General features: G+C 38.1%; 29 protein-coding genes and 1 pseudogene. 28 read left to right on the top strand and 2 right to left on the bottom strand.

Going from position 1 to position 26,146, the window contains the following annotated elements:
• The first annotated feature begins 201 nt into the window (after positions 1-201).
• The 27 genes and pseudogenes from MKZ13_RS22210 (at position 202) to MKZ13_RS22080 (ending at position 23,678) form a co-directional block, all read left to right on the top strand.
• Positions 202-744, top strand: coding sequence for a hypothetical protein (locus MKZ13_RS22210; RefSeq protein WP_339178224.1), 543 nt, complete (start codon positions 202-204; stop codon positions 742-744).
• Between the two features lie 17 nt (positions 745-761).
• A complete protein-coding gene (locus tag MKZ13_RS22205; protein WP_339178221.1) occupies positions 762-1,727 on the top strand; it encodes a hypothetical protein in 966 nt (321 codons plus the stop codon).
• 17 nt (positions 1,728-1,744) lie between these two features.
• Positions 1,745-2,200, top strand: a complete 456-nt coding sequence (locus MKZ13_RS22200; protein WP_339178219.1) for a hypothetical protein — start codon at positions 1,745-1,747, stop codon at positions 2,198-2,200.
• 159 nt (positions 2,201-2,359) lie between these two features.
• Complete coding sequence (locus MKZ13_RS22195) at positions 2,360-5,092, top strand: DNA/RNA non-specific endonuclease (RefSeq protein WP_339178216.1); 2,733 nt, start codon at positions 2,360-2,362, stop codon at positions 5,090-5,092.
• A gap of 4 nt (positions 5,093-5,096) precedes the next feature.
• Complete coding sequence (locus MKZ13_RS22190; RefSeq protein WP_154897029.1) at positions 5,097-5,576, top strand: immunity protein YezG family protein; 480 nt, start codon at positions 5,097-5,099, stop codon at positions 5,574-5,576.
• Between the two features lie 193 nt (positions 5,577-5,769).
• Positions 5,770-6,366 carry a hypothetical protein gene (locus MKZ13_RS22185; protein WP_221821881.1) on the top strand — a complete coding sequence of 199 codons (597 nt, stop codon included), beginning with the start codon at positions 5,770-5,772 and terminating at the stop codon, positions 6,364-6,366.
• A gap of 17 nt (positions 6,367-6,383) precedes the next feature.
• Positions 6,384-7,349 carry a hypothetical protein gene (locus MKZ13_RS22180; protein WP_221821883.1) on the top strand — a complete coding sequence of 322 codons (966 nt, stop codon included), beginning with the start codon at positions 6,384-6,386 and terminating at the stop codon, positions 7,347-7,349.
• 17 nt (positions 7,350-7,366) lie between these two features.
• Positions 7,367-7,822 (top strand): hypothetical protein, encoded by a 456-nt coding sequence (locus MKZ13_RS22175; RefSeq protein ID WP_221821884.1) that lies wholly within the window; start codon positions 7,367-7,369, stop codon positions 7,820-7,822.
• 161 nt (positions 7,823-7,983) lie between these two features.
• A complete protein-coding gene (locus tag MKZ13_RS22170) occupies positions 7,984-8,979 on the top strand; it encodes a hypothetical protein (protein ID WP_221821886.1) in 996 nt (331 codons plus the stop codon).
• A gap of 12 nt (positions 8,980-8,991) precedes the next feature.
• Complete coding sequence (locus MKZ13_RS22165; RefSeq protein WP_221821888.1) at positions 8,992-9,378, top strand: hypothetical protein; 387 nt, start codon at positions 8,992-8,994, stop codon at positions 9,376-9,378.
• Between the two features lie 136 nt (positions 9,379-9,514).
• On the top strand, positions 9,515-10,546 hold the full coding sequence (locus MKZ13_RS22160) for a DNA/RNA non-specific endonuclease (RefSeq protein ID WP_339178210.1): 1,032 nt from the start codon (positions 9,515-9,517) through the stop codon (positions 10,544-10,546).
• Between the two features lie 15 nt (positions 10,547-10,561).
• Complete coding sequence (locus MKZ13_RS22155; RefSeq protein ID WP_339178208.1) at positions 10,562-11,026, top strand: DUF600 domain-containing protein; 465 nt, start codon at positions 10,562-10,564, stop codon at positions 11,024-11,026.
• Positions 11,027-11,741: 715 nt separating this feature from the next.
• On the top strand, positions 11,742-12,521 hold the full coding sequence (locus MKZ13_RS22150) for a hypothetical protein (RefSeq protein ID WP_339178206.1): 780 nt from the start codon (positions 11,742-11,744) through the stop codon (positions 12,519-12,521).
• 26 nt (positions 12,522-12,547) lie between these two features.
• On the top strand, positions 12,548-13,261 hold the full coding sequence (locus tag MKZ13_RS22145) for a pentapeptide repeat-containing protein (protein WP_339178205.1): 714 nt from the start codon (positions 12,548-12,550) through the stop codon (positions 13,259-13,261).
• A gap of 849 nt (positions 13,262-14,110) precedes the next feature.
• A pseudogene (locus MKZ13_RS22140) lies at positions 14,111-14,437 on the top strand (deaminase domain-containing protein); the annotation flags it as partial.
• A gap of 23 nt (positions 14,438-14,460) precedes the next feature.
• Positions 14,461-15,150: an Imm3 family immunity protein gene (locus MKZ13_RS22135; RefSeq protein WP_339178202.1), complete on the top strand. Its 690-nt coding sequence runs from the start codon at positions 14,461-14,463 to the stop codon at positions 15,148-15,150.
• A 478-nt stretch (positions 15,151-15,628) separates the two neighbouring features.
• A complete protein-coding gene (locus MKZ13_RS22130; RefSeq protein WP_339178200.1) occupies positions 15,629-15,826 on the top strand; it encodes a hypothetical protein in 198 nt (65 codons plus the stop codon).
• Between the two features lie 38 nt (positions 15,827-15,864).
• Positions 15,865-16,062: a hypothetical protein gene (locus MKZ13_RS22125; RefSeq protein ID WP_339178197.1), complete on the top strand. Its 198-nt coding sequence runs from the start codon at positions 15,865-15,867 to the stop codon at positions 16,060-16,062.
• Complete coding sequence (locus MKZ13_RS22120) at positions 16,043-16,798, top strand: endonuclease V (protein WP_339178194.1); 756 nt, start codon at positions 16,043-16,045, stop codon at positions 16,796-16,798. The genes MKZ13_RS22125 and MKZ13_RS22120 overlap by 20 nt, the downstream gene beginning before the upstream one ends.
• Before the next feature lie 10 nt (positions 16,799-16,808).
• Positions 16,809-17,363, top strand: coding sequence for a T6SS immunity protein Tdi1 domain-containing protein (locus MKZ13_RS22115; RefSeq protein WP_339178191.1), 555 nt, complete (start codon positions 16,809-16,811; stop codon positions 17,361-17,363).
• Positions 17,364-18,059: 696 nt separating this feature from the next.
• Positions 18,060-19,121, top strand: coding sequence for a WG repeat-containing protein (locus tag MKZ13_RS22110; RefSeq protein WP_339178188.1), 1,062 nt, complete (start codon positions 18,060-18,062; stop codon positions 19,119-19,121).
• A gap of 185 nt (positions 19,122-19,306) precedes the next feature.
• Positions 19,307-19,786 carry an antitoxin YezG family protein gene (locus MKZ13_RS22105; RefSeq protein ID WP_339178185.1) on the top strand — a complete coding sequence of 160 codons (480 nt, stop codon included), beginning with the start codon at positions 19,307-19,309 and terminating at the stop codon, positions 19,784-19,786.
• Between the two features lie 387 nt (positions 19,787-20,173).
• Positions 20,174-20,671: a hypothetical protein gene (locus MKZ13_RS22100; RefSeq protein ID WP_339178182.1), complete on the top strand. Its 498-nt coding sequence runs from the start codon at positions 20,174-20,176 to the stop codon at positions 20,669-20,671.
• 300 nt (positions 20,672-20,971) lie between these two features.
• Positions 20,972-21,553 carry a hypothetical protein gene (locus tag MKZ13_RS22095; RefSeq protein WP_339178180.1) on the top strand — a complete coding sequence of 194 codons (582 nt, stop codon included), beginning with the start codon at positions 20,972-20,974 and terminating at the stop codon, positions 21,551-21,553.
• 37 nt (positions 21,554-21,590) lie between these two features.
• Positions 21,591-22,487 (top strand): nucleotidyl transferase AbiEii/AbiGii toxin family protein, encoded by an 897-nt coding sequence (locus MKZ13_RS22090; RefSeq protein ID WP_339178178.1) that lies wholly within the window; start codon positions 21,591-21,593, stop codon positions 22,485-22,487.
• Between the two features lie 179 nt (positions 22,488-22,666).
• Positions 22,667-23,107, top strand: coding sequence for an Imm48 family immunity protein (imm48, locus tag MKZ13_RS22085; RefSeq protein ID WP_339178176.1), 441 nt, complete (start codon positions 22,667-22,669; stop codon positions 23,105-23,107).
• 31 nt (positions 23,108-23,138) lie between these two features.
• Positions 23,139-23,678: an RNA 2'-phosphotransferase gene (locus tag MKZ13_RS22080; protein ID WP_339178173.1), complete on the top strand. Its 540-nt coding sequence runs from the start codon at positions 23,139-23,141 to the stop codon at positions 23,676-23,678.
• 172 nt (positions 23,679-23,850) lie between these two features.
• Here MKZ13_RS22080 and MKZ13_RS22075 read toward each other — a convergent pair whose 3' ends face one another.
• Together MKZ13_RS22075 and MKZ13_RS22070 are read right to left on the bottom strand one after the other, a co-directional pair.
• The gene (locus MKZ13_RS22075) at positions 23,851-24,708 is read right to left on the bottom strand and encodes an SDR family oxidoreductase (protein WP_339178171.1); all 858 of its coding nucleotides are present in this window, start codon (positions 24,706-24,708) and stop codon (positions 23,851-23,853) included.
• Between the two features lie 110 nt (positions 24,709-24,818).
• Complete coding sequence (locus MKZ13_RS22070; protein WP_150364426.1) at positions 24,819-25,244, bottom strand: Rrf2 family transcriptional regulator; 426 nt, start codon at positions 25,242-25,244, stop codon at positions 24,819-24,821.
• 423 nt (positions 25,245-25,667) lie between these two features.
• Here MKZ13_RS22070 and MKZ13_RS22065 point away from each other — a divergent pair, with 423 nt between their 5' ends.
• Positions 25,668-26,144, top strand: coding sequence for a DUF6790 family protein (locus MKZ13_RS22065; RefSeq protein ID WP_026080959.1), 477 nt, complete (start codon positions 25,668-25,670; stop codon positions 26,142-26,144).
• Positions 26,145-26,146: the final 2 nt, after the last annotated feature.

Below are 26,146 nucleotides of genomic sequence, written 5' to 3'. Positions count from 1 at the left end.
ATTAGTTAGTGGAATTATATCATCATTCAACCAATATCAAATATAACCCATGTACAGATTCCTCCATTCGGTTGTAAGAAAATTAGATGCTTTAATTTCATAGCTATTTCGTTACACTGAATAGGTTGATTATGGTCAGTTATTACCGTAATTGACCTCTTTTTTGTTATCTTCTTTTTCTCACAGATTTTAAATAAGCTGATGATCAGTCAAGACAACGGAGCAAGGTATCCAATCAATCAACTAAATACTCCAGATGATATAAGTAGTAAATTTGATTTATCCGGTGTAGAAGGGTATGAGCGAAAAATCGATAATACAGAATATTATGATCATGATAAGGGTGACTTTGGAGAGGAAGTTGCGAAAAAAATCGCAATAAACAACAATCTGGGTAAGGATATTTCCGATCAATTTCAAGTTGGTAGGAACGGAATAGATGGAGCCTTTTTGTCCAAAGGTCCGCCTCCTAAATTAACCATGATTGAGGCTAAGACTTCCGAGTGGGGAAATTTCAACTATTCAACAGAGCAAAAACTCGGTGGTCCAAAATATTTTGAAGTGATGTCAAGCCGTAAAAATAAAAGTTTTGCGGATTTTAAAGCAAAGTACAAGAAACTTTTAAAAGATAACCCAGGGTTGGAGTTTGAATATATCAGAGTAGAAGTTGATATTTCGAAAACTTCGGTTGGTTTTGGAGTAGATGTTGTAAAAGTAAAAGATTGGAGTAAAGAGATAAAATAAAACATAAGGAGAACACAATGGTTAATTCAAAAAAAATGCATTTGGCCTACAAAAAGTATGTCAAAAACTTTGTTGATAGTAATGCCGTAATTGAATACGAAGAAGGTAAAAATGAGATTGTTGAAATCATCGATATTAATGATACAGAGAGAGATCATATTCTATTAATTGATATGGATAATATATCTTCCTTTTGGTTAGAGGTGTGGAAAAATGACGTATTGATTAAAAACGGTCGAAATGTAAGTGCGCTAAAAAAAATTCAACAAATAAAATTTTATCAGTGCATGGGTAGGCATATTTATAGAGAGCGTTATCCGAGCATGAAATTGATTGATTATTCTTTTGAGTATAGCATCATCGCATTAATACACTTCAATTTATATGGATGGATAAAAGAGGAAAAGGTATTTTTTGATTTTATAGTCAAATATCTTGGAGATAATTTAATGGAAGCAAATGATTGGAATCAACATATTTGGTTTTTACTAGAGTTATACCTCCAACATACCAAGCAAGAAATTGAGGGAACTAATGAATATGTTCACTTGGCTGTGAAATCCGCATTAACAGATCGGGAACAGCCATGTGGCTTGATTCCAGAAGAACTTGGAATCTACAGAGAAGTATTGGAACACTGGAATACGCCTGATTTGGATGGAATTACGCGTTTAATTGGAAGAATGTCCGAACATCATTCCATGCTTGCATCGGAGTTAGGGAAATCGCTTGAATTTGGTAATTATGATTACGCTTTTTATCCTTATGAAATTTTGTATTTGCTTCATGTGAGAAAAAAACAAGGTCTGCCCAATCCAAGTCATTTTGATGATTTCCTGATGAACTCACCGGAGGCTAAAATGAACATTCAAGATCCTGAACCGTATCCAGAGTGGGATCCCGTTCTACGAATGATTGACGACTTTTATCGGAAAAACTATCCAGAGTATATCCCGAACCACCATGGAGTTCTGTTTGAGTAGGAGAGGAGGAAGACTGCATGGCAGATGAAGATTTGGTGCCGTTAATTTTCGATGATGCAGAGGATATCGACATGATTTTGAATGATCCGGATGAATCACTGGCGTATTATAGTATGCTGAATCATGGCTTAGCGACCAAACGGTTTTTATTTCTGGACTACAAAGGAGAAGTGGATCAGGAAATCGTCAATTACATTTTAGACTATGAGTATGCCTATGATATCGAATTGGGAACTGCAGATCAGCTAGAAGAGTTGGGAGAGTTTGACTACAAATATCTACCAGAGAAAATTAGGGAGGTGAACAAGCTGATTTCTCGAAAAGGTTACGGTTTATTTTCTTATCCGACAGCAGGAGACTTCTATGCATTGTTCATCGCTGAACTTAAGCATGAGGGTGCGCTAAATCAAGTGGATTTATTAGAAGATGAAGATATTCCTGAAAAAGAGCGTCATATCCAGTTGTATATTTAGTTCAAAGATAAATCAGACAGGCTCCAGTTATTTGACTGGAGCTTATTTGTTTTGAGGTTTAGAAAGGGTTAATCTTGCGTTTTAAAAGTCAAAACTTTGATCAACCATATGATACATAAAGTCATTAAGATTTATATTCAGTGAAACAAAATATGAAAAATGACAAAAGATTTGGATAAACAGAATGGAGTCCAGGTTGCACATCATTGCACATCGTATGATGCTAGAAGATCATCATATGCGAAAACCACGATCTATCTGCTCTTGATGCCAGAGCTTGGTGACACGGTAGAACTGTACATTCCTGGAAGTCGCGAGTCCAAGGCTTATATTCGTCATGCAGTACCCGAAAGCAAGCGTTCGGTTTCCGGTGGAACGCAACACAAAATGTGGGGCCACCCTGACGGACCATCTATTGGTATGTCATCGGATGAGGTGACCGTAGAGGCTGGAGCTGGATTGGTCATCACACTGAATGACCAGGGTGTAACGATGCAGAGTGCAGGTAATATCTCGATTCAGGGTGGCAGTCTATCGCTTAAAGTAGGTCAGATTAAAGCTACCGCCCCTGAAGCAATTTGGCTTCTTGGCGGAGGAAGCAGCTTTATATTGGATGGACAAGCTGATGTTTGTGCTGGACTACTTCAACAAGAAGGCAGCCATAAGGCACCGGTCGTGGTAGCTGATTTGCCGCCGGAGCCGCCCCTTATTCCGCTTGAACAATATGAGGCAGCTGCTATGCAGCCTTCCGTGGTTAACATGAAGGAGGTCTCCCTGTTTGGTGCAGCGGTCGCCATGGCGGGCATGATCCCCGTTTTGGGTATGCTTGGAGGTGCACCAGCCATTGCGGCACAGGCCGTTGTCGTTGGCGCTGCAGCAATCGGCTTGATCGGGAACATCCCAAGTGCAGGATCCTTTAAGCCTTCGGCCCTACAACTTCTGAATCATCTGAATGGTGATTTCGTGGGCAAGATGCAGCAAGAAGAGGCTTATAAGCACCAATTATTTGGTAAAGTTGTCTCAGCAGCACGAGAGTTAAGCACAGCTACTTCCTTTATGGATTTTGTGAAGAAACTGCATCAGCAGGAAAAGGAAATTAGCCAGATGTATTATCAGATTCCAGGCAATACGAGGGAGCATTGGGCTCATCAACAGGTTGACCAAGAGTTGAAGGAAGCACTCGTGTATTATGGGGATGTGAAGCAGAATGACATTAAATATGAACTCTTTTTTGGCCCTTATCATAACGGCATTGCTCGAGATATCGGAAGAATAGACATCACCGCCGAGGAAATGGGTGACTATAATTACTGGCAGAAACAGAATCTGACGGTCGAACAGAAGAAGTATCTTGCCCGGCGAATTATGGCTCCCATGAGCGAAGAAGAATTATCTACCCTGATGGGTGAATTCGAGCAACACGAGATGACTATGAAAGGATTGGACGGGGAGTTCAATGGATTTACGGGCAGAGTAAGCACGAAAAAGGGTTCTTCAGGTGTACCCGAACCCTCAGACCATCCAGGAACAACAGGTTCTCCAAGTGCTGCTTCTAAAGGAACAACGACGACAGACAAACCGGCTACAAGTAAAACAAAGACATTTGTGAAAAAGTCAAAAGATGTGATGGTTAAAGCCGTCAGCGATTATTATAAAGCGAACCAGGTCATCCGGTTTCAGCCTTGGGGCAACTTGGGAAAAAACAAGCCCAAAGAGTCGGGGACTGCCGGGGAAGTGGGTTCTGGAGGGAAAACAAGCTCGAACGCTGGGAATAAGTCAAGCGACGGGGCAGGAACAAGTTCCTCCAGCAATGGCAAGAAACCGAATCAGACCCCGAGCAGCAGTAAGAAGTCTTCATCGTCAGGTGAAACGGATGCTACTGCATCGAGTCCAGGTATAGGGAAGAAGTCTGGCGACGGTGAAGGCACAAACTCACCAAGCAGTGGCAAGAAAACGGGTCAGACACCGAATACTAGTAAGAAGTCCAAATCATCGGGTGAAACGGATGCTACTGCATCGAGTCCAGGTACAGGGAAGAAGCCTGGCGATGGTGAAGGAACAGAATCATCAGGTAGTGGCAAGATAGAGGATCCAACTCCGAATACCAGTAAGAAGACCCAAACATCCGGAGAACCGGATACTGCAGGATCAAATACAGGTACAGGGAAAAAGTCGAGCGAGGGTGAAGGAACAAGCTCATCTAGCGCTAACAAGAAAGATAATCAGATTCCCAACAGTCATAATCAGTGGAAACAAGATTCATCGAAGAAAAAAGGAAAAGATGATAAAAAGAAAAAAGAGGAGGAAAAACGTAAAAGGGAAGAGGAAGAAAGACAAGAAAGTGAATCAGAGGCTGAGGGGACGGGACAAGCTGTTATACCGCCACCAATAGTCTATGAAACAGTTAAGTATGGAGATCATTTTACAAGAAAGAATAGAAAAAAAGTTTTAAAACCAAATATAGAATACACATCACCAGATGGTTATAATTATCGTACGGACAGTCAAGGGCGTATTATTGAATGTGAAGGAGCACTTGTACTTGGTAAAGGAGACCGTAGTGAATATGCCCAGAGGACGGTAGGAAAAGGGCAAGGTAGGTTACCTGATGACGATGGTGGACACTTGATAGGGGCACAGTTTAAAGGACCAAAGGATATCGATAACTTAGTGCCACAGAATAGCCAAATTAATCGAAGTGGCGGAAAATGGTATGAAATGGAAACTGAATGGGCGAATGCTCTGAATGAAGTACCACCTAAAAAAGTTACTGTGAAAATTGAACCAGTCTATTCAGGAAGTTCAATGAGACCACATTCATTCGAAGTAACTTACCAAATAGGGAAGAAAAAAGAAGTTACTATTACAATACAGAATCAACCGGGAGGTTAGTAGAATGGAACAGCAGATGAATGATTTATATAGAGAGATAGCAGAAACAATAAATGAATTGATACCTGAAGATTGGGAAAATTTTTATTTTAATGGCGAGGTAGAAAATGGAGAAGGGGGTGTTTTCTTTTTCTTCAAACCAATAAATAAACATGATTATGTTTATTGCCGAGATATTTTGAAGAATTACAATATTAATTCAGAAATATATAAAAAAACTATGAGAAAGTTGTTGAAAGTTACCAATGATCTAAAAAATATATTTATAGAAGATGGACAAGAGCCTTGGTTTTCAATAACCATGAAACTTACATCTGAAGGAAAATTAAATATAATATACGACTATACAAAATGGGGAGAATCCAATTTTGGCCCTTCAGACAGGTTAGAATATTGGGAAAGTAAATATCTGAATAATATTCCACAAGAAGAGAATGACAGAATAAAGATCGAAAAAATGAAGCAGTTTGAAGAAGCGAATTAAATGCCATTTTTCTTTGGTAGGACTACCCAGTGCCGATTACATCCATCATTCGACCAATAACACAACTAACCCATGTAATACCCGTATAAAGATTTCATCATTTCGGTTGTACGCAAATCAATTGCTTTAATTTTATAATTTAAATAACGCTATTCCTATACATCAAACAGGTTAATTATGGTCAGATACCACCATGATTGACCTCTTTTTTATTACCTTCGTTTTCTCACAACTTTTAAATAAGCTGATGATCAGTCAAGACAACGGAGTAAGGTATTCAATCAATCAACTGGATACTCCAGATGATATAAGTAGTAAATTTGATTTATCCAGTGTAGAAGGGTATGAGCGAAAAATCGATAATACAAAATATTATGATCATGATAAGGGTGATTTTGGCGAGGAAGTTGCGAAAAAAATCGCAATAAACAACAATCTGGGTAAGGATATTTCCGATCAATTTCAAGTTGGTAGGAACGGCATAGATGGAGCCTTTTTGTCCAAAGGTCCGCCTCCTAAATTAACCATGATTGAGGCTAAGACTTCCGAGTGGGGAAATTTCAATTATTCAACAGAGCAAAAACTGGGTGGTGCTAAATATTTTGAAGTGATGTCAAGCCGTAAAAATAAAAGTTTTGCGGATTTTAAAGCAAAGTACAAGAAACTTTTAAAAGATAACCCAGGGTTGGAGTTTGAGTATATCAGAGTAGAGGTTGATATTTCGAAAACTTCGGTTGGTTTTGGAGTAGATGTTGTAAAAGTAAAAGATTGGAGTAAGGAGATAAAATAAAACTTAAGGAGAACACAATGGTTAATTCAAAAAAAATGCATTTGGCCTACAAAAGGTATGTCAAAAACTTTTTTGGTAGTAATGCCGTAAATGAATACGAAGAAGGTAAAAATGAGATTGTTGAGGTCATCGATATTAATGATACAGAGAGAGATCACATTCTATTAATTGATATGGATAATATATCTTCCTTTTGGTTAGATGTGTGGAAAAATGACGTATTGATTAAAAACGGTCGAAATGTAAGTGCGCTAAAAAAAATCCAACAAATAAAATTTTATCAGTGCATGGGTAGGCATATTTATAGAGAGCGTTATCCGAGCCTGAAATTGATTGATTATTCTTTCGAGTATAGCATCATCGCATTAATACACTTCAATTTATACGGATGGGTAAAAGAGGAAAAGATATTTTTTGATTTTATAGTCAAATATCTTGGAGATAATTTAATGGAAGCGAATGATTGGAATCAACATATCTGGTTTTTACTAGAGTTATATCTCCAACATACCAAGCAAGAAATTGAGGGAACTAATGAATATGTTCACTTGGCTGTGAAATCCGCATTAACAAATCGGGAACAGCCATGTGGCTTGATTCCCGAAGAACTTGGAATCTACAGAGAAGTATTGGAACAATGGAATACACCTGATGTGGATGAAATTACGCATTTAATTGGAAGAATGTCCGAACATCATTCCACGCTTGCTTCAGAGTTAGGAAAATCGCTTGAGTTTGGAAATTATGATTACGCTTTTTATCCTTATGAAATTTTGTATTTGCTTCATGTGAGAAAAAAACAAGGTCTGCCCAACCCAAGTCATTTTGATGATTTCCTGATGAACTTACCGGAGGCTAAAATGAACATTCAAGATCCTGAACCGTATCCAGAATGGGATCCCGTTTTACGAATGATTGATGACTTCTATCGCAAAAACTATCCAGAGTATATCCCAAACCACCATGGAGTTCTGTTTGAATAGGAGAGGAGGAAGACTGCATGGCAGATGAAGATTTGGTGCCGTTAATTTTCGATGATACAGAGGATATCGACATAATTTTGAATGATCCGGATGAATCACTGGCGTATTATAGTATGCTGAATCATGGCTTAGCGACCAAACGGTTTTTATTTCTGGACTACAAAGGAGAAGTGGATCAGGAAATCGTCAATTACATCTTAGACTATGAGTATGCCTATGATATCGAATTGGGAACTGCAGATCAGCTAGAAGAGTTGGGAGAGTTTGACTACAAATATCTCCCTGAGAAAATTAGGGAGGTAAACAAGCTGATTTCTCGAAAAGGATATGGTTTATTCTCCTATCCGACAGCAGGAGACTTCTATGCATTGTTCATCGCCGAACTTAAGCATGAGGGTGCGCTAACCGAAGTGGATTTACTAGAAGATGAAGATATTCCTGAAAAAGAGCGTCATATCCAGTTGTATATTTAGTTCAGAGTTAAGTCAGACAGGCTCCAGTTATTTGACTGGGGCTTATTTGTTTTGAGGTTTTTTAGAAAGGGTTAATCTTGCGTAATAAAAGTCAAAACTTTGATCAACCATATGATACACAAGGTCTTAAGAATTATATTCAGTGATACGTAATAAGAAAAATGACTAAAGATTTGGATAAACAGAATGGAGTCCAGGTTGCACATCATTGCACATCGTATGATGCTAGAAGATCATCATATGCGAAAACCACGATCTATCTGCTCTTGATGCCAGAGCTTGGTGACACGGTAGAACTGTACATTCCCGGAAGTCGCGAGTCCAAGGCTTATATTCGTCATGCAGTACCCGAAAGCAAGCGTTCGGTTTCCGGTGGAACGCAACACAAAATGTGGGGCCACCCTGACGGACCATCTATTGGTATGTCATCGGATGAGGTGACCGTAGAGGCTGGAGCTGGATTGGTCATCACACTGAATGACCAGGGTGTAACGATGCAGAGTGCAGGTAATATCTCGATTCAGGGTGGCAGTCTATCGCTTAAAGTAGGTCAGATTAAAGCTACCGCCCCTGAAGCAATTTGGCTTCTTGGCGGAGGAAGCAGCTTTATATTGGATGGACAAGCTGATGTTTGTGCTGGACTACTTCAACAAGAAGGCAGCCATAAGGCACCGGTCGTGGTAGCTGATTTGCCGCCGGAGCCGCCCCTTATTCCGCTTGAACAATATGAGGCAGCTGCTATGCAGCCTTCCGTGGTTAACATGAAGGAGGTCTCCCTGTTTGGTGCAGCGGTCGCCATGGCGGGCATGATCCCCGTTTTGGGTATGCTTGGAGGTGCACCAGCCATTGCGGCACAGGCCGTTGTCGTTGGCGCTGCAGCAATCGGCTTGATCGGGAACATCCCAAGTGCAGGATCCTTTAAGCCTTCGGCCCTACAACTTCTGAATTATCTGAATGGTGATTTCGTGGGCAAGATGCAGCAAGAAGAGGCTTATAAGCACCAATTATTTGGTAAAGTTGTCTCAGTAGCACGAGAGTTAAGCACGGCTACTTCCTTTATGGATTTTGTGAAGAAACTGCATCAGCAGGAAAAGGAAATTAGCCAGATGTATTATCAGATTCCAGGCAATACGAGGGAGCATTGGGCTCATCAATAGGTTGACCAAGAGTTGAAGGAAGCACTCGTGTATTATGGGGATGTGAAGCAGAATGACATTAAATATGAACTCTTTTTTGGCCCTTATCATAACAGCATTGCTCGAGATATCGGAAGAATAGACATCACCGCCGAGGAAATGGGTGACTATAATTACTGGCAGAAACAGAATCTGACGGTCGAACAGAAGAAGTATCTTGCCCGGCGAATTATGGCTCCGATAAGCGAAGAAGAATTATCTACCCTGATGGGTGAATTCGAGCAACACGAGATGACTATGAAAGGGTTAGACGGGGAGTTCAATGGATTTACGGGCAGAGTAAGCACGAAAAAGGGTTCTTCAGGTGTACCCGAACCCTCAGACCAGCCAGGTACAACGGGTTCTCCAAGCTGCTTCTAAAGGAACAACGACGACAGACAAACCGGCTACAAGCAAAACAAAGACATTTGTGAAAAAGTCAAAAGATGTGATGGTTAAAGCCGTCAGCGATTATTATAAGGAGAGTCAGGTCGTCCGGTTTCAGCCTTGGAGCAACTTGGGAAAAAACAAGCCCAAAGAGTCGGGTAATGCCGGGGAAGTGGGTTCCGGAGGGAAAACTAGCTCGAACGCTGGGAATCAGTCAAGCGACGGGGCAGGAACAAGTTCCTCCAGCAATGGCAAGAAACCGAATCAGACCCCGAGCAGTAGTAAGAAGTCGCAATCGTCAGGTGAAACGGATGCTACTGCATCGAGTCCAGGTACAGGGAAGAAGTCTGGCGATGGTGAAGAAACAGGACCATCAAGTAGTGGAAAGATAGAGGATCCAACTCCGAATACCAGTAAGAAGACCCAAACATCCGGAGAACCTGATACTACAGGATCAAATACAGGTACAGGAAAAAAGTCGAGCGAGGGTGAAGGAACAAATTCATCTAGCACTAACAAGAAAAATAATCAGATTCCCAACAGTCATAATCAGTGGAAACAAGATTCATCGAAGAAAAAAGGAAAAGGTAAAAATGATAAAAAGAAAAAAGAGGAGGAACAACGTAAAAGGGAAGAGGAAGAAAGACAAAAAAGTGAATCAGAGGCTGAGGGGACGGGTGGAATTGGTAAGGTTGATAGCCCGGCTGATGATGTTTTACGTGATGGAAGTCATATAGTAGATGGGAAGCTAAAGCCAAATGTAACATATAAAACTGGTGAATATGAATATATCTATAAAACTGATAGTGAGGGAAGACTTGAAAAATTTACTGCTGACGATTTAAAATTAACTGAGAGGGGTAGCAGATTATCTCATGATCCAGTTACTCCAGGCAAAGAGCCAGGCGACCATGCGGGTCATTTGGCAGGGGATAGATTTGGTGGCTCACCAGAAATTGATAACCTTGTTTCTCAACTAAGTAATGTGAATTTAAACCAATATAAGAAAATCGAGAATCAATGGGCTAATGCGATTAAAGAAGGGAAACAAGTAAAAGTAAATGTTGAAGTGAAATATGACGGAGATAGTGTGCGCCCATCTAAATTTAATGTGCAATATGAAATTGATGGGGAAGTTTTTTCAAAGAGTATATTAAATTAAAAAAGGCAGGTTACTATGAGCAAAGTATTTGAAGATATTTTTAGTGAACTTCAAGCGGATATGGTCTCCATTTGTTTAGAGTATGTTCACAAAAGAGCGGAAAAAATATATATCTATTGTTCATTTGAAGAAAGAGTTATTTCCAGTGATTTCTTCTGTTTTATTAACGGTAAGCTTGTAAAGAAACACAAACTTAACGATGCATTAGATGATAGTTATGGTTTTCTATATGACATATCAGTCGAAAGACAAAAAGGCGTTTTGAATATTATTAATGATGATATTGAAAAGATATATAGATCATGCGACGAACACAAAAGAGAAATGCCAACTGAAATAAAATTGGTATATGATGTTACAAAAAATAGCCTTAAAGCAGAATATAAATATGAACGGGTTTATTCAAATGATCCTGTAAAAACTGCAGACGACATTGCAAAGGAATGGTTCGAGCAAATTCAAAAAGAACATAGCGCTTAAGATGATTTCTCATCTACTTTATATCACGCAAAGCTATGAGCATCTTTTAAAATATTGAGAATTAGTAGTGCCGAATGAACCCATCGTTCAACCAATAACACATATAACTCATGTAATACCTGTATAAAGATTGATTTCTTCATTTCGGTTGTACGCATATCAAATGCTTTAATTTTATAACCTAAATAACGCTATTCCTATACATCAAACAGGTTGATTATGGTCAGACACCACCTTAATTGATCTGTTTTTTGTTATCTTCGTTTTCTTGCGTTTTTTTCGAAACTTTAGAATAAGCCGCCACGATAGGGAGGCTGAAATAGCGGTAAATCGCATCTTTTAGGATAGATACCACCACAATTAAGAGCAAGGCGGCTAAAACGAAGGTTTTTTCATATCGTCCGCAACTCAATTAAACCGTTCAGCGATTGTTAAAGCGAAGAAAGAACTCTGCTGATGAACAGTTGATATAGAATAAGGTGGATACAGACTTGTGGAATAAACTTAAAATGTCAATTCCTCTGTGAAAGAGCGCCGTTTCTTGGCATAGGGATTCACTAGATGCTACGGTCTATGATTCCGTCTGAGATTTTACATGGAGATGAACCGGCCGTCGCAGCACAGGCAGTGTTTTAATCAAAAAAATAGCGGAGTCAGATGGGGAAATATAAAAACAATATACAATTAAAATGTTTTATTAGTAAGGAGAATATCTATGAAGCCTGAGTTATTTTCGATTATAATGTACCCGACAGTTGATTTAAACCAGAGAGAAGTACTAGGCCATATACTGGATGCGTTTGAGGCAACCGAGAAATTTACTCCTACCCATTGGGGAAGTAATGAGATGGTTAAAACCGGATATAACCGCAATGAAATTTTTGAAAAAGTATTCTCAGTTTGTGGTATTTCTGAAGTTCATCTATATCGCAATAAAGCTGTGAAATTTTCTGGCAGTTTTGAATTGAATATGAGTTCACGTTCTTTTTTGAAGTTTGATTTTCATAAGTCAATGCCAAGAATATTGTGGCCAACGTTTTTTGAATTATCTGATAAAATTGCAGAAATTGTAAAACCTAGCTATGGAGTTACACATATTTTTGGAGAATCTTATTACCCTTGGAGTAATGAACATCAGAAACAGCATATCTGGATGGATGCATGCTCTTATCCTGTACCTGTCCAATTTCTTCAAAATGGACCTTTAGGGGTGGGATCGCGAACATATTTTGGCTCTTATATATTAGATATGATTGATCGGGAAGTTTTACTTAATAGTCCAGGTGTAGTTTCTAAACTTAACTGGGGTGGCATCGGTATTGATATATTCAATGGGTCATTTGAAACTGAAGAAGATAGGTTAATTGATAACTGGTTACGTGTAATGAAATACTTGGAACCATCCCAAGTTTTCGCTATCCCATGTTTTGATGAAGATCGGATGGGGGTGTCGTTCCATCCGAATATGGTTTGGAAGGAATATCTAAGAAGATGAATATGATATTTGAGAGGTGGAAGTGAATGGTTCAAAATAGAGATGAAAGAACAAGGATTATAGAAGTTTTCAATAGATCAAAATCCAATGATGAGGTCATTGATGGATTAGATATTAGCGATATGGATCTAACTTTCTTGGATTTATCACATGTTATGGCGGATGGAGTTATTGCAAAAAGGGTTTTATTAAAAGCATCTTCATTAAATGAAGCCTCTTTCTTGGATTGTGATTTTGAACAAGCTGACTTTAATAACTCCAGTTTAGAGGGAACGGATATTGCAGATTGTTCCTTTAGTAGAGCGAACTTCTATAAGGCAAATATGAAATATGCAAAAATAAACATAAGCATGTCTTCAGAAGCATGTTTTGGCGAAGTGAATTTATCTCAAGGAGAATTAATTGGATCAACTTTCATTAATTCGGATTTTCGTAATGCAAATTTATCTGATATCAACGCTAGTCAGGTGAGTTTTTCTGGTACGGATTTAAGTAAATCTAATCTATCAAATGGAAACTTTGAAAATGGGACATTCTTGAATGCAAACTTGTCTGAAGTCAATGCTTGTAATGCTAATTTTATCGAGGGGGACTTCTCTGGAGCGACACTTTGTAATGGGAATTTTACAGACGCTAATTTTATAGGTGCGAATCTTGAAAATGTAGTTTGGAAAGGGGCTATTGTGGAGGGGGCTCTATTTGACGAAAATGTTAAGGATAAAATAATTAAAATGTTATAACGATAAATTCTAAGTGGTAGAAGAAGACTAGTTGTCTAAAAGTCAAATTAAAATAAATCAAACTAAGTATGAATTCGAAGGATTTTGATTTCAAAGGCTTATTCCAACCTAATCAACGAGGGGGATGAGTCTTTTTTTTATTGAATAATTGTTCTAAGTAATAGAGACGATAAGATTCTGATTAACCTTAAAACTAAGTAAGAATGGAGCGCTGGGAATAAGTCAAGCGACGGGCAGGAACCAGTTCCTCCAGCAATGGCAATAAACCGAATCAGACCCCGAGCAGCAGTAAGAAGTCCAAATCATCGGGTGAAACGGATAGTACGGGTTCAAGTTCAGGTACAGGGAAGAAGCCTGGGAATGGTGAAGAAACAGGACCATCAAGAGTGGAAAGATAGAGGATCCAACTCCGAATACCAGTAAGAAGACCCAAACATCCGGAGAACCGGATACTACAGGATCACATACAGGTACAGGGAAAAGTCGAGCAAGGGTGAAGGAACAAATTCATCTAGCACTAACAAGAAAGATAATCAGATTCCCAACAGTCATAATCAGTGGAAACAAGATTCATCGAAGAAAAAAGGAAAAGGTAAAGATGATAAAAAGAAAAAAGAGGAAGAAAGGCAAAAAGGTGAATCAGAGGCTGAGGGGACGGATAAAGTTCCAAATGTAAGTCATGGAAAAGTATTCCTAACAAGAGTAATTGATTTAGAAACAGAAGGTTTTATTATTGATAAAGTTAAAGTGTTAAGAAGTAAGCTTTCTAATAGGATTAAAGGTGATCTAAATTTTGCGTATGCGAAGGTAGAAATTGAAGGAATTGACAAGAATTAATTTTATTCTCATAGTAGTTTGAACGGGGATAATAAGGAAAAGACCTATGCTGATTATTCATTAAAACCAACAAAACCAAAGTACGAGGCTAATGAAGCACCAGATAGGAGTGGTAATGTAAGATTAAGAGACAATGATACTGAGTATAAAATTCTCAATGATTTGGCCTCTAGACTTGATAAATTGCCAGATCCATCAAAAGCTCGTGGAAAAATTAAATTATTTACCGAATTAGATACATGTGGAAGTTGTAGTAGAATTATAGAAAAGTTTCACAAAGATTATCCCAATATTGATATTGAGGTAATCCATAATGGTGATAAGATAGTTGAGCCATAAGAAATTTATTGGGAGGACATAAAGTGAAACGAAACTATGAGGCTTTATTTGGAGCTTTTTATGAAAACTATTTTTATTTTAAAAGTGAGGGAATGAGTGGTCCTGAAGCTCTTGCTTGCACATGTGAGGCATACTTCGGTATGGATAAAAGAGGTGAAATGGAAAAAGCAGTATTGTCTATTGCGGAAGGGAGAATTCATTTAACACATTCGAAAATTTTTGTCAAATCGAAACAAAAGATAATTGATGCATTAAATTCTCTAGATTTAAATAAGTTACAACATGAAATAGCTCCAGATGACTATCAGGACATATTAGAACGAAGAGATATGGTGCTTGATGGAATTGAAAGTATACCTGTAGATTATAGTCCGAATACAAGATATTACTACTTTGAAATAGAAAAGGAAGTTAAAAATTACTTTGGGATTTTATTCAATGAGAAGAAAGATGCAATTGAGCTTGTTGAGGAAATAATGGAACGATTCGAGCGTGAATGTAGGAGTACATTAAGTGAAAAAATAGTTGTTAGAACAACACTTGCAGAACTACTTATCAGATATAGAATTAATGCTAAAGGGGAGTTTTTGAAAATAAAAAATGAATTAGAGCATTTTGATATGAATGATGTGGGGGAACAATTGTCAGAAAATGAAAAGTTGGATCTTTCTATGCGAATCAAGGAAGTCTTAACTAAACTTCAAAATTTATAGATAAATTTGTTTTTTCAACGATCTGTATTTAGAATGATACAAACAACAACGCCACAATGCGAGCTAAACGCTGTATTGTGGTTTTTTATCCCCCTTTATTATCCAAAAAATCCAAACTAAAGTGTACCTTATGAGATGGACACTTTAAAAAAAGTCCATCTCATAAGGTACATTTTAGAATAGAAAATATGCCAGACGACATTTATGATTCCTATAGTTTGTATACACATGGTTCAGGATCGCATGCTGAGGTGTATGCAGCTAATAAGGCATTATTGGATAATCCGAGTGCTACTATTGATGATATCTTAATATATGTGATAAAACCTGGAGGCTCATCAAAGCCAGTCATCGATATACCATTCCAAACATGTCCGCACTGTAATTATATTTTACGGGATTTTAAAATAGAATCTGATTTACCCAAATAATCTAAATGAGTGGATGATATTAAATGATTGATGTTAATATTTTGCGAATGGAAGATGTATTGTTAACAGGTATAGAATTTACTGATGATGTTTGTTTTTCTGGAAATAGTGGGCAAGAAGTTTTTGATAAACCGATAGAGGATGGAGGGAAACCTATATCTGGTCTTTTATATGAAAGATACGATAATGGGAATTTAGCATATTACTCTTACTATAAAATGGATTGGCTGATGGAGACTATGTGAACTATTATGAATCTGGCAGAATTTCAAGCTTCCAGAAAATGAGCAAAGGTGTAATAACAGGAGAATTTATCTCTTGGTTTGAGAATGGTAATCATAAATCAATCGCGAATTACAAATATGGATTTGCCATAACATATAGAGAGTGGGATATAGAAGGGGTACTAATTAATGAAAAATTAGAGCCAAGTGAATTTGAAAAGAAAATGATCGAAAAATATGATGCGCGTGCAAAATAAGTTAATGAATAAAATAATAGATGAATTTGATAAAATTCAGTATGATTTAACTCGGAAAATAAAATTAGAAAATGATTTCCACAAAGAAAATATTCTGCTGATTGCAGGTATTGACCTGGCATATTGGGAGGAAAATGAAACGACAATTGAAGTTTGTTGTATATGTGTCGTGGATTTTATGACGAAAAATGTTATAGAGACGAAATCTATGACAGATGAAATTGCGGTCCCGTATATACCAGGATATTTATCTTTCAGAGAATTACCATTAATTTTAAAAACATTTAACACCTTAATTAATGAACCAGATATCGTTATGTTTGATGGAAATGGGTACTTACACCCTAGGAATATGGGGATTGCAACGCATGCTTCCTTTTATTTAAATAAACCAACAATAGGTATTGCAAAAAGCTACTTGAAAATTGACGGGGTTGATTTTATTATGCCTGATGAAGAAGAAGGGGCTTTCTCTGATATTGTGATAAATAACAAAATCTATGGGAGAGCATTACGAACACATAAAAGTGTAAAGCCCATTTTCGTCTCCTGTGGTAATTGGATAAATATCGATACTGCTACAGACCTTACATTAGCGTTAATTAATAAGGAAAGTAGACTCCCTGTACCAATCAGACAAGCAGATTTAGAAACAAAAAAAATGAGGGGAATTGCAAGTAACATGACCAAAGAAGAAAGAGAATCAACCTTTCTAAATATTAAATTAAAGTACTGAGGTGACTTGTATGTCAGATAAGCCAACTGCGTTCCAGTTTTTTGTGTTAGAAGAGAAAGCATCGGATACAGTTATCGAAAATTATAAAGGATTAATTCCTACAGAAATTACCGATATTTGGAGTGAATACGGCTTTGGAAGTATCCTGAATGGTTATTTGAAAATAATAAATCCTGATGATTTCAAGGGAATATTAGTAGACCTGTACGTTAGACATGAGGATTCAATTCCATTGTTTACTACATCTATGGGAGATCTAATTGTTTGGGAAAAAGGAAGATACTTAAACCTACTTAATTATCGGAAAGGTACGGTAAATGTAATAGCTGCTGGATTTGATTTCTTCCTTGAAGATATAAACGATGAGAGTTTTTTAGAAGAAGAGCTAGATTGGTTACCTTTTACTGAAGCAATTGAAAAATATGGTGAAATAAAATTTGATGAATGTTTCGGATATGTTCCAATTCTTGGACTTGGTGGATATGAAAGAATTGAGAGTTTAAGCAAAGTTAAACTTATTGAGCATATTTATTTAATCACTCAATTTATGGGGCCTATCGAATAAATTGCAGTATGAACAATGAACGAAAATCATAGCCTGCCAGCCTATTCCAACTTGGACATTTCTACGGAGGAATAGGCTTAATTTATATCTGGTGTGAAATTCATTGGACCAAACAGAAATAAATAAAACAATATAAATTCACACGAACTTAGTGAAAATCCTGGTAAAAACTATACTTGTTGAAATACTAATTAAATATGAAATTAAGGAAAACGAACAGATTTTAGAATTTGAAAATGATTTGGAAGAATTTGATTTAAATGATGAGGTGAAAAATTAACAGAAGATGAGAAGAGAGATCTATCTATTCGAATTAAAGAAGTAATAAGTTAAATTTATCCTAGATTTTTCTGTACCTTACCTTAACCCTCAGACAAAGCAGGGCACTATCGCTGGGAGTCTACAAAACAGGTCATTCAAGCTGTTCATTATCAGAGCATAGAATTGTAGCTGTGAGCAGCTAGGGAAAGTTTTTAAGGAAACAGTATGAACATAAAGTAATGTTTCACAAAGTCAAAGTCGTGTAAGTGTTTTAACGTCCGTTTAGATGGTTCTGTACGAATGCTTGTAAGAAGCCCGGCAAGAAAATACCTAGTTTATCTTAATCATTAGACTGTTTCAATTCTAAGAGGAAAACAACCATACGGGAAAACATGGTATCACTTAGAAGTTGCAGCATAATGGGGTTTAATCCGTATGTTATACATATATTCCCTGAAAGACAAAGGTAGAAGAGCTTTAGATGGACGTTCTTTGCCAAGTCTGCTTTTTAGTTATGAAGTATTAGCAGTGAAAAAGAAGATTAATGGGAGAATTTATAAAATGAAGGATAATAATCTTTATAAAATTAAAATAAATGAGAAGTATGGTTTTATTAATAAACAAGGTGACATTATAATTGAGCCTTCTTATAAGGCTGTAAACAATTTTTGTGAAGGTTTAGCATATGTTTGGACGTTCGATGATAAGGAAGGATATATAAATACTGAAAACGAATGGGTAATTGAATTGAGTGCCGACTTTCTAGGGGACTTCGAACATGGCTTAGCATTGGTTTATTATAAAGGAAAGTATGGATGTATTAATAAGCAAGGAGAGTTTGTAATAGAACCAATCTTTGATAGAATACATGGAATAAATCCGGGGTTTTCAGTTATAGCGGAGAAAAACAAGAAAGTAGGTATTTTTGGGGTATCTGGTGAAATTATTATAGATCCAATTTTTGATGTTATGGGTACATTTTCAAATGGATTGGCTTTAGTAAAGCAAGGGACAAAATTTGGTTTTATAAATGATAGAGGTGAGCTGAAAATTGATTATCAATTTAATTCAGTATCCAATTTTTCAGAGGGATTAGCTGAAGCCTCAGTGGACGGTGAATTCTATGGCTTTATTAATCAACAAGGGGAGTTTCTTATACAACCTGAGTATTATCAAGTTTCAAGTTTTTCCGAAGGATTAGGAGGATTCAAATTAAAAGCAAATGGAAAATGGGGATTTATAGATCACTTGGGGAGTAGGGTTATCAAAGATAAATTTCAAAGTGTAGGTGAATTTCAAAATAATTTAGCACCAGTTGAAAGTAAGGATATGTATGGATACATTAACAAAAATGGAAATTATATTATTAAAAATATATTTACAACAGCTGATTCTTTTTACAATAACCTTGGCTGTGTTACATTTAATGGAGAATGGGGCTATGTGGATGAAGGAGGAAAATGGGTATTCAAACCCAGCAATTTTAATCTTTGGTAAACGGAGGTTTTGTTCAAAGTGGAAAATAGAAAACAAGTACTAGAATTGGTGTTAGAACGATCCCCATATTTTGAATATTTATGTAAATGTGTTTAATCAATGATAGTTTGATAGTAGAGTACTCGATAGATGGAGTAGGACAAAGAAAATTACAATAGAGAATTAAATTGGAGGTTAGAGGAATAATGGAGCAACAGATGGATCCTCTTTATCCCATGATAGCAGAGCATATTCTAAGTATGATACCTAGTGATAACTGGAATGAGATTTATTTGTACGCCGAAATACTAGATGGATCCAGAGAGGTATACTTTTATTTCAACACTTCTGAGAATGAGGAGTTTATATACTCTCATGATATTCCTGAAAAATATAGACTGATTGAAAAAACTTATGATAACTTATTATTAGAATTACAAACAAAATTTAAACAATTAAGACAAATTTTTATAGACAATGATCAAGAGACGTGGACAAATTTAACCTTAACTTTAAAGCATCCTGGTAAGTTGAAAATTTATTATGATTATGAAGATGTAATAGCTTCAACTGTAACCCCAACTCAAAGACAAATGATTTTTGAGTATAAATATTTAGGATTACTTCCTGAAAAAGAAAAGAATAAACAGTTCGTAAAGAATTATTTAAATAGTCAAAATAAATAGCTGTAGAAAAAAGCTAATGTAAAGTAATTGTGTTATACGTTATAGGTCCAATTTAGTTATTTAACAGCATAATTGAGCTGTTTTTTGTTTTCTTGCCTTTTTATTAAATTTAGTCGTAGATGTAACACCCTAAATCAATCGGAAGTATAAAAAAAGATGAATCACAAATTTTAATATGAAGGTAAATATTGAGTAAGGAAATCAAATAACAATTGAGGGGAATAAATTTAAATTCGAATAAAGTGAAAATGGTATTTAAACGATCCTCCTGGTGCACATGATGTAGCTCCTGATCAAACCTTCATTTAAATTCCCAGGAGCATACGAATATTATTCAAAAAAAGTTCTTGGACAATAAAAAATACAAAAGATGGAGCGAAATAATTGATGGGAAATTTTAATCAGGCAATTAAGCGTATTGCTGCAATAGATTGGGGTTGTATTGGAAATAAGCAAGCAAGATCACATGTTCACTTGAGTAAAGAATACTTAAGAAGAGCATCAATATTTTTTCAATATTATTCTGGTCCGTGTAGGTATCCTTTTATTATCATTTCAAATTCAATAACTAAGTCACAAGTAAGTGTTGATGAATTACAGATACTAAAGGAGATACATAATAGTTATGTTAGAGAAATTGTTACCAGTTATTTAGAGTTAAACGCACTCATTGATGAAGGAAATAAAATTGCTATTGATAATAAAGATTTGTTTGAGCCAGTAATAAAGCTATATGAAAGAGGTGGCCATTTCTTTATAAGGGCAGGTTATTTGAATGTAGCTGGTGCTACTGATTTTCTTTCGCTTGCAAATCGAGTTAAAAGGGAACCACTTGATATAAGTGATGAAACCTTGGATGCACTTGACAATGGGCATATTGATTAATTTATGGATTTATTCGGATTATTAAACAACTTACAATACTAATACAAGATCGTACAATACATGAACAAAAGGATAAGCTTCTCAGAAGATCTTTCTTACTTGAATTATGAGTAGGAATGAGCTTTTATTTGGTTTCATGAGAGTCGGAAGAGCATTCTCCTTTAACACAAATGTGGCACAAAACTTATCAGATTTTTTGATATGCTATGATTAAGCTCCCTCTAGTCATAGGTAGTAAGTTAGTAATTAATGTTGTACCTTGCCAATGGAGATGACAAAAACCAGTAAGGAAGTGACCTGATGGAATTTGAATATCATGTAACCATGCGTGATCTGAAGCGGAACAAGAAAGAGACCTTTATCAACATCTGTAATGAAGAGAACGTGAAGCCCGTGTTGATCGTATTGGACCAAGGTGAATATATTAATCAGCCAATGATTACAGGCATTGTACATAGCGCGAATTACGAAGAAGTGAAGAATGTTATTGAAGAGGTTGCCGCCAAGTTTCGGGATAACGGATTCACAGTTGTTCGGACGAAGGTGGAAATTCCGGCTAAGGAAGAAACGTATTTTGATCAGCCGATGCTGGCGCAGTCGAAGCCTTATTTTGAATGGCACGGTAAAGTATATGTTGATGATGTGGGCAGGTTGAAGCAGTTATGCGCCGACTCAGGCGGACATATCTCACGGAACTCGCTGAATGCGGATGGGAAAGTTAGATTCGTAACCGTCCGGGAATATGAGAGTGCAGAACATTTTTATCGTAGAGTGGGAGAAATTCATGACATTTTGCAAATGAACAAGATCGAACTGTTAAAACAGCAATATGAACTGTGCATCTATGACAGCCGGGAAGAACTGGATCGTGGATGGATCTAATTGGATGTTGAGTACGATGAATGGAGGAGGAGAACGAGTGTCAGAAAAAAATAAAAAAATGCACCTCCTAAATGAGGATGAGAGATTCATTGTTGTGTTAGAAGCTCTATTAAAACGCGCTTCTCTAGTGAATAGTCCATTTGTATTAAAAGGAAGCTTATTAACAAGACAGTATTTGGAGAATCCCAATATTCGTTATGTGGATGACATCGACTTTCTGTATACAGGTCGAATTGAGACTGAGGATCAGGCCAATGCAGTATTTACAGACTGGATGATCCGGGTAACGGAGATGGACCTGAATGACGGTATCATATTCCGAAGCTTTCGGGAGAATGCCTTCTGGAGAAGAATAGACTACGCGATGGCGGATGATTTTCCTACGGTGAACACGGAGCTTGCCTTTTATATTGATAGTGAACCAAGGAATGAAAATGAGTATGAGGATGAACTGCATCTTGATATATCTTTTAACCTCGACTTGGATGAGAAGCCTGTTACTCTATCCTACCAACCCATGGTTGGTGAAGCTTTTGTCGTTCCTTACACTGTACCACTCTCCATCCAAATTGCATGGAAGCTGCATCAAACGATAGTGAGGCCCAGGTTTAAAGACTTGTATGATTTGCAGCATCTGTTGTCTAACCCGTTATACGATCAGCAGGCGCTCAAGGAGACAATGCAGACCCTGGCCAACGAGTGCAGCATGGACCCAGCTATTACGAGAGAGGATATGAAAAAGATACTGGTTGACGATCTGCATGATGTATTTTCGAGGTTAAAATACGATTATGACTTGCAGTATTATGCCGCAAGCCGTAGTCCTGAAGTGTATTTTATGGAGTTTGTATCGGAGCTGCGCCAAACGATGAATCACGTTGGTATTAACAGTGACGCATATGAACATTTACCAAGTTGCCCCACGCATACATAAAGATCTTCATGCACTGAAGAAGCAGACCTAGAAGCTTTCTGTAAGAAAACTGCTTCGGGAGCATTCACTTCGCCTTTATTCGTAGATGAATTTGAAACGTACACCCCAACTCCGATACAATGTTCTCATAGAGTCTGAGAGAATGGATCAAATACGGTGCAGAAATGGAGAAAAAAAATATGACTGAATTTATCAACGCTGACGATATTAATGACGTAATTCTGGCTGCGGCGGCAAATGAGCTGGAGCAGATGGTGGACAAAATATGTGAGCTGATGGGCACGCCATTGGAACAAACGACGGAACTGGAGCGTCAGGTGATGGCTGCTTTTGGGTTTGGTGCGGTGTATGGTATTACGAACAGGGATCAGCTGGCGGAGCCACAAGCGCATGCACTAAGTATCCGGATGCTGATTAAGCCGTTTAACTACAGTGAGCAGCAGGCCGTCGACTTTGCCGACGATCTGATTCGGGTAGCTTCCGATCGTGAGGTTCATCCGGTGATGAATACGATTATCCAACGTGGGATTGATGGACACCGCCAATTCAATCAGGAAGATGATGAAGGATTGGAACGTAACATTCAGGAGATTTTAACAGCGGTTCAATCGCAAAAATAGACGGTTTTATTAGATGTGGGAGATGATTGCATTGGATCTGATGAAATTAAGCAAGGAACTCTCATACGCTCTGCGACATGCACCATGGGAGTATGAACTGGAACTGGATGAAGAGGGTTGGGTGGAAATCTCGCAATTGCTGGTGGCTTTACATGAAAGTCCGCAATGGAAGGAAGTCACGCAAGCCGATCTGGAGCAGATGATTCAAGCCTCGGACAAAAAGAGACATGAAATCCGTACAGGCCGCATCCGGGCATTGTATGGACATTCGACACCGCATAAGATATCGAAGATATCTGCTGAGCCACCGGAAACCCTGTACCATGGGACCCCGGCACGCGCAGTGCATTCTATTATGGAACATGGCTTACAGCCGCGACAAAGGCAATATGTACATCTGTCCGCAGATATCGATACGGCCAATCAGGTGGGACGAAGACGGGATGATCAGCCTGTCATTTTGAAAATCAATGCTGCTCAAGCGGCCATGGATGGCATCCTCTTTTATCATGGAAACGAAAATATCTGGCTGGCCGATCATATTCCCGCACGTTATATTCTTGAGCAATGAGTGATGAACGGTTGTGGAAAGCATAAACACCTATCTTGAATTACAGCAGTCGCAATCAACGGGGAGTGTACAGTCATCCGTTCAACGTGTATATCATTGTATTGATCTTTAACTACACCAAAAAGGGACGCATCCAACATTTGTTGGTGTGTCCCTTTCTCATATCCAAAACTTACTTGCCTACAATTAATTTAATACCTTCGCTAAGTGGTTGAGCCGGACGGCCAAGCAATTTCTCTAAAGTATCACTTTCTACAGCCAATGCGCCTTCACGGATGGCACTTTGCATATCAACAAGCATCGATACGACAAAGTCCGGTAGACCTGCGCCTTTCATGATTTCAGCGTAAGCGGCATCGTCCACGTTCTGCACGTTGATTTCTTGTCCAAGCACTTCACCAACAATGGCAGCCAGTTCAGCTTGCGTGCGTAGCTTGCCGGACAATTCATACACAGTATTCTCATGTCCTTCTCCTGCGAGTACAGCTGCTGCAGCATGGGCGTAGTCACTGCGGGTAGCCCAGCCTACTTGGCTGTTGTTGGTGGCATGAACCCAAGGCGCACCTTGCGTAGCTGCTTGCACACTGCCTGCTTCATTTTCCAGGTACCAGTTGTTACGCAGGAAGGAATACGGAATGCCGGATTCACGAATAGCTTTTTCTGTAGCGCGGTGAACTTCCGCCAGGGAAAGGGTATTTTTCTCTGCATTCACAACGCTTGTATAAGCGATGAATCCCACGCCTGCGTTCTTGGCAGCGTCAATGGCAGCCTGATGTTGGCGAATTCGCGTTTCATTGTCACCATCAGTCGAGATGAGCAACAGACGGTCTACACCAGCAAAAGCTTGCTCTAAAATCTCCGGTTGATCGAAATCACCGTGACGTACGTCAACGCCTTGAGTGCGGAGTCCTTCCGCTTTCTCTGGATTACGCACACTTACTGCCACATCCTTGGCAGAATTGTTTTTTAACAATGCCTCTACAACCAGTGAACCCAAATGACCTGTGGCGCCAGTAACCAAAATTTTCATTTTCTTTTCCTCCTATGATATGTGTTTTGTTTGCATATGGATGTAATCAAAATTGTTATAACAGGTTTGATTACAACGAAAGGGTTAAAAAAAGCTCGCAATGAGCTTTTTTATTCAGAGACATGAATCTGATCCATCATCTGCTGTATGGTTACACGATTCAAGCGCTGTTCCATGGCTGTCTGAGCCTCAATGAGTTCGGCACGCAAGGTGTGTTCAATCATGTTGCCGACCGGACATTTCGGATTCGGATGTTTGTGAAAGTTAAACAATTCCCCATCTTCCACCACCTCAAGCGCTCGATATACATCAAGAAGGGTAATCTCAGCCGGATCTTTCAACAAGGAAGCACCGCCCACACCGGGTCTGACGTCAATCAGACCAGCCTGTTTCAGCTTGGACATAATCCGCCGAATAATCACGGGATTAGTATTCACACTCTGCGCGATCACATCTCCGGTACATTCATTGGGCATAACAGCGATCAGGGACAGGGTATGAACCGCAATGGAAAAGCGACTGCTGATTTGTCTCATGCGATAATCACCACCGTTGTAACTATAATAGTTACAAAGAGATCGAATGTCAATTCTTTTATATCATAGGTTAATTGATCGTTGCTGTTATCCTGTAATCGTAGATGATCAAACAGATGATAATTGAACTATCACCCATGTCAAATAAATGAGTTGTGGTTCTTTTGAAGCGTTAAAAAAGAAGTAGAATTCAAACCTTTTAATGTAATAATAGGGCTAAATTCCTATTATTTTCAAGTTAAATGGAACTATATGGTTTTCTTGTTTGCGTATAGAAGAATAAAAATGACAAAAGCTTCGACAAAATAGAAAATTATGTATGAATTGACAAAAGTAAAAGCGATTATATAATGTGTGTATCTACAAGATTGTACATTTAGTTACAAATGATTCCAAATAACAAACGGCGGGAGTGGGACAAGCATGTGGTTTTTGGTTCTATGGTTGTTAGGTCTAATTTCAGGGGGAGTACACCTATATGTGTTAGGTTTTCCCGGAGAAATGAGCGAGATTAGCAGAGTATTGCTGCTTCATCAGTTTGTGGTTACGTTTGGATTGGTTGGAGTGATTGGTTATGTTGTCAACATTGCCAGAGCGGATCAGACAGCCAAAATGTTAGGATGGCCTGGTGGACCATTTCAGGTTAAATACGGTTTTTCCCAGGTAGGGCTTGGAGTTATGGGGATTATGGCCATCTGGTTCCAGGGGAACTTTTGGGTTGGTGTATTGGTAACGATGTACATATACGGATTAAGTGGTCTTTGGTCACATACTTATGTCATGATTAAAAATCGCAAGGCAGATGGAGACAGTATCGGGAATCTCATTATGGATGTGGTGTATCAAACGTTTATCACGGTTCTCTCCGTATTGGCTGGCGGAATCTGGGTAATGCACTAAGC

It is taken from the genome of Paenibacillus sp. FSL R5-0701, assembly GCF_037973995.1.
Classification (GTDB): Bacteria; Bacillota; Bacilli; order Paenibacillales; family Paenibacillaceae; genus Paenibacillus.
This window is presented reverse-complemented; position numbering and strand designations above follow the sequence as displayed.